The organism is Cyanobium sp. N5-Cardenillas, from assembly GCF_024345515.1.
GTDB lineage: Bacteria > Cyanobacteriota > Cyanobacteriia > PCC-6307 > Cyanobiaceae > Cyanobium.
In genome coordinates this window covers 1-7,907 of the sequence record NZ_JAGQBG010000146.1, presented here as the reverse complement: position 1 = coordinate 7,907, position 7,907 = coordinate 1, and the positions used below count along the sequence as shown (strand labels likewise).

General features: G+C 72.1%; 9 protein-coding genes. 2 read left to right on the top strand and 7 right to left on the bottom strand.

The window, feature by feature from the left end; translation table 11 throughout:
• Positions 1–931: ABC transporter ATP-binding protein (locus tag KBZ04_RS11710; RefSeq protein ID WP_254992094.1), on the bottom strand; the 931-nt coding region annotated here is incomplete at its 3' end.
• A gap of 64 nt (positions 932–995) precedes the next feature.
• Between KBZ04_RS11710 and cgtA the strand changes: the two genes are divergently transcribed.
• Positions 996–1,988, top strand: a complete 993-nt coding sequence (gene cgtA / locus KBZ04_RS11705) for an Obg family GTPase CgtA (protein ID WP_254992093.1) — start codon at positions 996–998, stop codon at positions 1,986–1,988.
• 13 nt (positions 1,989–2,001) lie between these two features.
• On the opposite strand, the gene KBZ04_RS11700 is transcribed toward cgtA, so the two are convergent.
• From KBZ04_RS11700 to KBZ04_RS11685, 4 genes are all read right to left on the bottom strand, one after another.
• Complete coding sequence (locus KBZ04_RS11700; RefSeq protein ID WP_094586564.1) at positions 2,002–2,220, bottom strand: Calvin cycle protein CP12; 219 nt, start codon at positions 2,218–2,220, stop codon at positions 2,002–2,004.
• 111 nt (positions 2,221–2,331) lie between these two features.
• A complete protein-coding gene (locus tag KBZ04_RS11695; protein ID WP_254992092.1) occupies positions 2,332–4,245 on the bottom strand; it encodes an ABC-F family ATP-binding cassette domain-containing protein in 1,914 nt (637 codons plus the stop codon).
• Positions 4,242–4,910 (bottom strand): DUF2301 domain-containing membrane protein, encoded by a 669-nt coding sequence (locus tag KBZ04_RS11690; RefSeq protein ID WP_254992091.1) that lies wholly within the window; start codon positions 4,908–4,910, stop codon positions 4,242–4,244. Before KBZ04_RS11690 ends, KBZ04_RS11695 begins: the two co-directional genes overlap by 4 nt.
• Positions 4,907–5,899 (bottom strand): glutathione S-transferase C-terminal domain-containing protein, encoded by a 993-nt coding sequence (locus KBZ04_RS11685; RefSeq protein WP_254992090.1) that lies wholly within the window; start codon positions 5,897–5,899, stop codon positions 4,907–4,909. Before KBZ04_RS11685 ends, KBZ04_RS11690 begins: the two co-directional genes overlap by 4 nt.
• Positions 5,900–5,961: 62 nt before the next feature.
• Here KBZ04_RS11685 and KBZ04_RS11680 point away from each other — a divergent pair, with 62 nt between their 5' ends.
• Positions 5,962–6,906, top strand: coding sequence for an aspartoacylase (locus KBZ04_RS11680; RefSeq protein ID WP_254992095.1), 945 nt, complete (start codon positions 5,962–5,964; stop codon positions 6,904–6,906).
• On the opposite strand, the gene KBZ04_RS11675 is transcribed toward KBZ04_RS11680, so the two are convergent.
• Together KBZ04_RS11675 and KBZ04_RS11670 are read right to left on the bottom strand one after the other, a co-directional pair.
• Positions 6,891–7,292 carry a hypothetical protein gene (locus KBZ04_RS11675; protein WP_254992089.1) on the bottom strand — a complete coding sequence of 134 codons (402 nt, stop codon included), beginning with the start codon at positions 7,290–7,292 and terminating at the stop codon, positions 6,891–6,893. The two genes, KBZ04_RS11680 and KBZ04_RS11675, sit on opposite strands and share 16 nt — an antisense overlap.
• On the bottom strand, positions 7,289–7,651 hold the full coding sequence (locus KBZ04_RS11670; protein WP_254992088.1) for a hypothetical protein: 363 nt from the start codon (positions 7,649–7,651) through the stop codon (positions 7,289–7,291). The genes KBZ04_RS11675 and KBZ04_RS11670 overlap by 4 nt, the downstream gene beginning before the upstream one ends.
• Positions 7,652–7,907: the final 256 nt, after the last annotated feature.

The window sequence follows — 7,907 nt, the reverse complement described above, 5'->3', positions numbered from 1 at the left end:
TGATCCGGTGACCGACCCAGTCCCCCAGCAACTCCGCCATCGGACCCTCCACCGGGAAGCGCCGCCCCCCCAGCAGCAGCTGGGCGGAGCCGGCCACCTCCACCGGCAGCAGGTTCATCGCCGGGCTGCCGATGAACTGGGCCACGAACAGGTTGGAGGGCCACTGGTAGAGCTGCATCGGGGTGCCCAGCTGCTGCAGCCGACCCTCGTTGAGCACGGCGATGCGGTGGCCCATGGTCATGGCCTCCACCTGGTCGTGGGTGACGTAGAGGGTGGTGGTGCCCAGGCGCCGCTGCAGTTCCACGATCTGGGTGCGGGTGCCGGTGCGCAGCTTGGCGTCCAGGTTGCTGAGGGGTTCATCCATCAGGAACACCGCCGGCTGGCGGGCGATGGCCCGGCCCAGCGCCACCCGCTGCTTCTGGCCCCCGGAGAGCTCCTTGGGCCGGCGCTCCAGCAGGGGCTCCAGTTCCAGGGTGGCGGCCACCTCGTCGATGCGCGCCGCGATGCGGTGCTCCCGCTCGGAATCGATCCGCAGCGGGGCCGGCAGGCCACGGGTCGCCCGGTGCAGGCTGTCCTGCAGCTGTTGGGGCAGGCTGCGGTGGCGGCTGCGCCGCAGGCCGAAGCCGATGTTGTCGGCCACGCTCAGGTGCGGGTAGAGGGCGTAGCTCTGGAACACCATCGCCACATCCCGCTGGGCGGGCCGCAGCCGGCTCACGGGCCGCTCGCCCACGTAGATCTCGCCCGAGGTGGTGGCCTCCAGGCCCGCCAGCAGCCGCAGCAGGGTGCTCTTGCCGCAGCCCGAGGGGCCCACCAGCACCAGGAATTCACCGTCCTGGATCTGCAGGTCGAGCTCGCGCAGCACCTCCACCGGGTTGCCGCCGCGACGGGGCGGGTAGGTCTTGCCGACCTTCTCGAAGCGGACCTCGGCCAAACAAGCGCTGCAACCGGGGGATCCTAGGGTTGTTCCTCATCCGAGCCCCGGCCGAAAACCTTCCTTGCAGTTCATCGATCAGGCCCGCATCGCCGTGCGCGCCGGCCGCGGCGGCGACGGCATCGTGGCCTTCCGTCGTGAGAAATATGTGCCCGCCGGTGGCCCTTCCGGTGGCGATGGGGGCCGCGGCGGCGACGTGCTGCTCGTGGCCGATGCCAATCTCCAGACCCTGCTGGATTTCAAGTACCGACGCCTGTTCGCCGCTGATGACGGCCGGCGCGGTGGCCCGAACCGCTCCTCCGGGGCCAGTGCCTCCACCCTGACCATCCGGGTGCCCTGTGGCACGGAGGTGCGCGACTGCCGCACCGGCATCCTGCTGGGGGATCTCACCAATCCCGGCGAGGAGCTGCTGGTGGCGGCCGGCGGCCGGGGGGGCTTGGGCAACGCCCACTACCTCAGCAACCGCAACCGGGCCCCGGAAAAGTTCACCGAGGGCAAGGAGGGTGAGGAATGGAAGCTGCAGCTGGAGCTCAAGCTGCTGGCCGAGGTGGGGATCATCGGCCTGCCCAACGCGGGCAAGAGCACCCTGATCGCCGTGCTCTCCGCGGCCCGACCCAAGATCGCCGACTACCCCTTCACCACCTTGGTGCCCAACCTCGGGGTGGTGCGGCGGCCGAGCGGGGACGGCACCGTCTTCGCCGACATCCCCGGCCTGATCGCTGGGGCGGCCCGTGGGGCCGGCCTGGGCCATGAATTCCTGCGCCACATCGAGCGCACCCGCCTGCTGCTGCATCTGGTGGATGCCGGCGGTGACGACGTGCTCAGGGATCTGCTGGTGGTGGAGGAGGAGCTGGCCGCCTACGGAAACGGGCTCAGCGACCGACCCCGGCTGGTGGTGCTCAACAAGATGGAGCTGTGTGATGCCGAGGAACTGGAGGCACGGGTGCTGGCCATCGCTGCCCACACCGGCCAGTCACCGTTGGTGATCTCCGCCGCCGCCTCCCAGGGGCTCGATGCCCTGCTGGCCGCCGTCTGGCAGCAGCTGGGCATCGCCTGAGCTGCCCCGGGGATCAGTCGTCGTAGACGCGGCACTCGGGCGCTTCGGGGTTGAGGTCGCAGTACACCTCGAGGGGGGAGGGGTCGTGGCTGTCCTCGGGGTGGTGCTCCTTGTATTCGTTGAGGGCCTTGAGCTCCTCCTCGAGATGGCGCACCTTGCCGAGATTGCCGTCGGCCTTGGCCGATTCGATCTCGACCTTGTCCTTCTCGATGTGATCGTCGATCGTCTTCATGCAAAAACCGGCCTTCACGAGCCGGAACTCACCGCAGACACCATACGGTCGGGGCAGAGGTGCCGCCTTTCCCTGTGGGGTCCCGCACACCCATCGCCACGTCAGCGGCGTTCAGGCGGCCAGTTCACTCAGCACCAGCCAGCGCTCCTCCGCCGCCTGGATCCTCACCACCAGGTCCGCCAGCTCGTGGGTCAGCTCCTCCAGGCGGGCGTAATCCGGGCCGCTTGGGGAGGCCAGGTGCTGCTCCAGTTCGCGGCGTTGCTGTTCGAGCCGGGGCAGCTCGGTTTCGAGGCGCTCCAGCTCCCGGGTTTCCTTGAAGCTGCGCCGCCGGGGGCCGTCCGCCGGCACCTTGGCGGATGGCGTTGAGCGCTTGGCGGTTTCCGGGGCGGCGGCGGCCGGTCCGGGGGCGGTGGCCGGCGACCCTGCCCGTCGCTCCAGCCAGCTGCTGTAGTTGCCCTCGAAGCGCTCCAGCCGGCCGTCCTCGAAGTGGAACAGGCGGTCGACGGTGCGATCCAGGAACCAGCGGTCGTGGGAGACCACCACCACACAGCCGCGGAAATCGTCGAGGAACTCCTCCAGCACGCTCAGGGTGTGGACGTCGAGGTCGTTGGTGGGTTCATCCAGCAACAGCACGTTGGGGGCCTCGATCAGCAGCCGGCAGAGGTGCAGGCGCCGGCGCTCGCCCCCCGAAAGCTTCGCCACCGGCTGGTGCTGCTGGGCGGGGGGAAACAGGAAGCGCTCCAGGAGCTGGGAGGCCGTCAGCTCCACCCCGTCCACCTGCACCCGGCTGGCGGCTTCCTGCACCACCTCGATCACCTTGCGCTTGCCGTCCTTGGCCAGCAGCACGTCGCTGTGCTGGTCGAAGTAGGCCAGCTTCACCGTGCCCCCCAGCTCCAGCAGCCCTTCGCTGGGGGGGCGCCGCCCGGCGATCACCTCCAGCAGGCTGGATTTGCCGACCCCGTTGGGTCCGATGATCCCCACCCGGTCCTCCGGGCTGAAGTCGTAGCTGAAGTCGCGCAGCAGGGTGCGATCCCCCACGGCCACCGCCAGCCCCTCGGCGGTGATCGCCCGCTTGCCGATGCGCCGGGCGGTGGCGGCCATGGCCAGGCTGGTCCGCCCCTGGCGGGCGGGGGCCTCCAGCAGGGCATCGATGCGTTGCAGACGGGCCTTCTGCTTGGTGCTGCGGGCCTTGGGGCCCTGGCGCAGCCAGGCCAGTTCCCGCCGCAGGGTCCCCTTGAGCTTGGCGGCGGTGGAGGCCTCGGCCTCCTCTTCGGCCGCCTTCAGGCCCAGGTAGGTGCCGTAGTTGCCCTCGTAGGGGCGGGCCTCGCCCCGCTCCACCGCCACGATCCGGCGGGTGACCCGATCGAGCAGGTAGCGGTCGTGGGTGACGAGCACCAGGGCGCCGGCGAAGCGATCCAGGTAGCTCTGCAGCCACTCCACCCCCTCGGCATCGAGGTGGTTGGTGGGTTCGTCCAGCAGCAGCACCTCCGGTTCGGCCACCAGGGCCGCCGCCAGGGCGACGCGGCGCCGGTTGCCGCCGGAGAGCTCGCCGATCGTCCGCTCTTGGTGGGCCGCGTCGATGCCCAGGCGCTCCAGCACCTCCCGACAGCGGCGCTCCAGATCCCAGGCCTGGCAGCCGTCCATGCGGTGCTGCAGGGCGCTGAGGCGGGCCAGCAACGGGCCGTCCTCGGCGCCACTGGCCAGCTGGTGGCTCACCCCGGCGTACTCCCGCAGCAGGGCCATGGCTTCCCCGTCACCGGCGAACACCTGCTCCAGGACAGTCAGGGAGGGATCCAGCCGGGGTTCCTGGTCGAGCAGCACCACCCGGGTGCGGGCGTGGCAGCGCCGCTCGCCCCGATCGAGCGGTTCGAGGCCCGCCAGCACCCGCAGCAGGGTGCTCTTGCCGGCGCCGTTGGGGCCGATCAGCCCCAGCCGGTCGCGCTCGCCCACGTGCAGGTCGAGGTCGGCGAACAGGCTGCGCAGGCCGAAGTCCTTGGCCGCCCCCACCAGGCTGATCGCGCTCATGGGGTGCCGATGCTTTGGCCCAGGCGCTGCTGCTCCAGATGGGCGAAGACGCTCTTGTCGCCCACGTCCGCCGCCGCCGGCATGGGGAACTTGCGCAGGCAGAGCACCAGCAGCAGCAGGGCTTCGGCCGCCAGCAGGCTGGCGGTGGTGGCCGGGCTCAGCAGTCCGGCCAGGCGCCCGAGCAGGGCCAGGGGCAGCAGCAGGGTGACGCCGATCGCCTCCGGGCGCTGGAAGCAGAAGAACTCCTTGAAGCCGATGCCGGCCAGGGCGGCGAAGAAGGGCCCCACCGCCAGGATCCAGAGGGGCTGCTGGGCCAGGGCGGGAAGCATCTGGCCCGGTCCGGCCCGCAGGGCCAGCAGCACCCCGCCCAGGCAACCGGCCAGCCAGAACAGCTGCAGGGCCCGGTGCAGGGGACGCAGGTAGATGTGGATCCAGCGCAGGGCCAGGCCCAGTCCGGCCGCCATCACCAGCAGCCAGGGCCAGAGCAGTTCGGCGCCGAGCTGGCGCCACTGGGCCAGCAGGGCCAGCTGGGCCAGGGCGACGGCCGTGAGGGCCAGCCGGTAGCCGAGCACTTCGCGGCGGTCGGTGGCGGTGATCGTGAAGGGGCCGTAGACCCCCTCGAAGACGGGGTCGGCGCCGTCCGGGGTGGCCAGGGTGCTGCTCATCGGGTGGGGGCGCCGGGGGCGGCCGGGGGCGGGCTACCCACCAGTGTGGCCAGGTCCGGTCCCGCCGGGACGATGCCGGAGGGGTGCAGGGGGAAGAGGGCGCCGAAGTAGTCGCGGCGCCAGGCGTCCGGGAAGCAGGTGGCCGCCACCCCCTCGAGGCCATGGAAGCGGCGCCGCCAGTCCCACAGCCGGGGCAGCTGCCAGAGGGGTTGGCGGCTGCAGCCGAACAGCGGCGCGTAGACCAGCTCCATCCGGATCAGGGTGGGGAACAGCACCACGTCCGCCAGGCTGGGACGGGGCCCGCCGCAGAGCCAGCCGCCGCCCTCCCCCTGGGCGGCGAGGGCGGCCTCGACCGCCTCCAGCGCGGCGAACAGGGCCGCTTCGGCCTCGTCATAGGCCGCCTGGTGGCGGGCGAAGCCACAGCGGTACACGCCGTCGTTGACATCCCCCTGCAGGCGCTCCCGCCAGGCGGCGATCGCCGCAAGATCGTCCGGCGGGGCCAGGTCCGGTGCCTCTGTCGCCGCGGGCCAGGCATTGAGCAGTTCGATCAGGCGGGCGCTCTCGCTGACCAGGATCTGCCCACGGCTGCGGGAGTAGAGCGCCGGCACGGTGGCCCGGGCCCGGGGATCGGCGCCGCAGCGGCGGTAGAGCTCGAGCAGGGTCTGGCAGCCCTCGAAGGGCGTCTCGAAGCGCCAGCGGCCGGCGGCCGGATCGGGCACCACCACCACCGTCTCGATCCAGGGGGCCAGGCCCCGCAGGGTCCAGGTGAGCCAGGCCCGGTGGGCCCAGGGGCAGCTGCGGCCCACGATCAGCACGTGGGCGCCCGGGTCGGCCGCGTCCTCCGGCAATGGCGGCAGGCTGGTGAAGGCGCCGGCTGGCCGGCGGTAGCGGCCCTGGCCGTCGGCGGGACCGAGCCCACCCATCAGCAGGCGCCACTGGCACTGCCAGAGCTGCCGGGCGGTGCGCACCAGGGTGGCGGGCGGGGCCATGGAAATCAGCGCAGTGCAGCCCTGACTCTGCGCCAGGCTGGAGCCCACTGAGCATGCAGGCGATGGTGGCGGGCCGGGTGATGGTGGTGGGGGGCACCCACGGCAACGAGCGCAACGCGCCCTGGCTGCTGGAGGCCTGGCGACGGCACCCGGCCTTGCTGCGCAGCCATGGCCTCGGCCTGGAGCTGGTGCTGGGCAACCCGGCCGCCTATGCCGCCGGTGTCCGCTACCTGGAGCGCGACCTCAACCGCAGTTTCGTGCCGGCCCTGCTGGACGCCCCCGGGCCGGGGGACCGGGAACTGCGTCGGGCGCGGGAGCTGCTGGCTCTCCACGGGCCCGTCGGCAGTGCCCCCTGCCTGGTGGCCCTCGACCTGCACAGCACCACCGCCGCCATGGGCAGCAGCCTGGTGGTCTACGGCCGGCGGCCGGCCGACCTGGCCCTGGCGGCGGGCCTGCAGCAGCGGCTGGGGCTGCCGATCTATCTGCACGAGCAGGACCGGGCCCAGACCGGCTATCTGGTGGAGCGCTGGCCCTGCGGGCTGGTGGTGGAGGTGGGCCCGGTGCCCCAGGGCGTGGTCCAGGCCACCATCTGCCGGCAGAGCCAGCTGGCCCTCGAGGCGGCCCTGGAGGTCCTGGCGGAGGCCCGCGCCGGAGCCCTGCGCCAGCCGGACCGGCTCGTGGTGCACCGGCACCTGGGCAGCCTCGACCTGCCCCGCCATGACGACGGATCCCCGGCGGCGGTGGTGCACCCGCAACGGCAGGGACGCGACTGGCAGCCGATCGACGCCGGTGATCCCCTCTTCCTCACGGCGGAGGGCCTCACGATCCCGTTCCACCCCCAGGCCGACCAGGGCGACGGGCCCGTCTGGGCCGTGTTCATCAACGAGGCGGCCTACGGCGAGAAGGGCATCGCCCTCAGCCTCACCCGCCGGGAGTGCTGGCCCGTGGAGCCGGCCTGGGGCCAGGCCCTGGCTGACCTGGCCAGGGACCTTCAGAGCCCGGGCTGAGCCCGGGGCGGGCCGTTGTAGACGACGCTCAGGACGCTGCGACCATCCGGGGCGACCAGGATCTCGGTCTCCACCGTCGGCGGCAGGCCGAGCTGGGCCCAGCCGGGGGCGCCGCCGTAGAAGCGGAACAGGAAGCCGTCGGCATCGGCGCGCACCAGGCAGTCGCCGCCACTGCGCTCATACATGCACAGGGCGGGCCGATAGACGCCGAGACCGCCGTTGAGCACCTCGCCCCGCATGCGGGCCAGGTTGACGGCGCGGCCGCGCTGGAAGGCCTGTTCCTGGGTCATCTGGGCCCGGGCGGGGAGGATGGTCGCCAGGGGGGCGGCCAGCAGCAGGGCCAGGGCGCCCAGCAGGGGCCGGAGCCGGGGGGAAGGCATGGTCATCCGCAAACGAGGGTGGTCTGTTCCTTGGTGCAGGGGAGGTCGGTCTTGGTGCCGTCGGCCCAGTAGATGCGCAGCCGGTCGTCTTCGGTGTCGGTGCGCAGGGTCAGCGACTTGACCACGCCGGCCGGGGGCTTGCCGGCCGGGTCGGCCGTGTCCGGGCGCGTGTCGGCCTTGTTCAGCCGCTGCTCCAGCTGCTGAATCTTCAGCTCGAGCTGGTCGATGCGGCGGCTCTCGGCATCGGGCGAGCCCTGGCAACCCGCCACCAGCAGCGGCAGGAGCAGCAGGGCGGGCGACAGGCGCCGCAGGCGGAAGCCGGCGGTGCCCGGTGGCTGGGGTGAGAGCGACGAACGCGAGACCATCGGCGGGCGGGCGAGATGACCGGTGCAACGCTTCTCCTAGCAGCGGCAAGGGGGGCGGGCCAGGCAGGAGGCTCGGCTTTTCTTCATGAACGGCCCCTCACATCCCGCAATGGTCTGTTACGTTGGACACAGGCGATCCATCGCCCTTCCTTACGCCTAAGGCCTGCGCGCAAGCGCATTTGCCGGCTGGCACCCTTCTCTGCACTCATGACCGCCACTCTCCAGCAGCGCTCCGGCGCTTCGGTGTGGAACCAGT

Excerpts from the sequence above, each read along its gene's own strand:
- KBZ04_RS11700 (WP_094586564.1), bottom strand. The coding sequence starts at position 2,220 with ATGAAGACGATCGACGATCACATCGAGAAGGACAAGGTCGAGATCGAA.
- KBZ04_RS11695 (WP_254992092.1), bottom strand. The coding sequence starts at position 4,245 with ATGAGCGCGATCAGCCTGGTGGGGGCGGCCAAGGACTTCGGCCTGCGC.
- KBZ04_RS11690 (WP_254992091.1), bottom strand. The coding sequence starts at position 4,910 with ATGAGCAGCACCCTGGCCACCCCGGACGGCGCCGACCCCGTCTTCGAG.
- KBZ04_RS11685 (WP_254992090.1), bottom strand. The coding sequence starts at position 5,899 with ATGGCCCCGCCCGCCACCCTGGTGCGCACCGCCCGGCAGCTCTGGCAG.
- KBZ04_RS11680 (WP_254992095.1), top strand. The coding sequence starts at position 5,962 with ATGGTGGCGGGCCGGGTGATGGTGGTGGGGGGCACCCACGGCAACGAG.
- KBZ04_RS11675 (WP_254992089.1), bottom strand. The coding sequence starts at position 7,292 with ATGACCATGCCTTCCCCCCGGCTCCGGCCCCTGCTGGGCGCCCTGGCC.
- KBZ04_RS11670 (WP_254992088.1), bottom strand. The coding sequence starts at position 7,651 with ATGGTCTCGCGTTCGTCGCTCTCACCCCAGCCACCGGGCACCGCCGGC.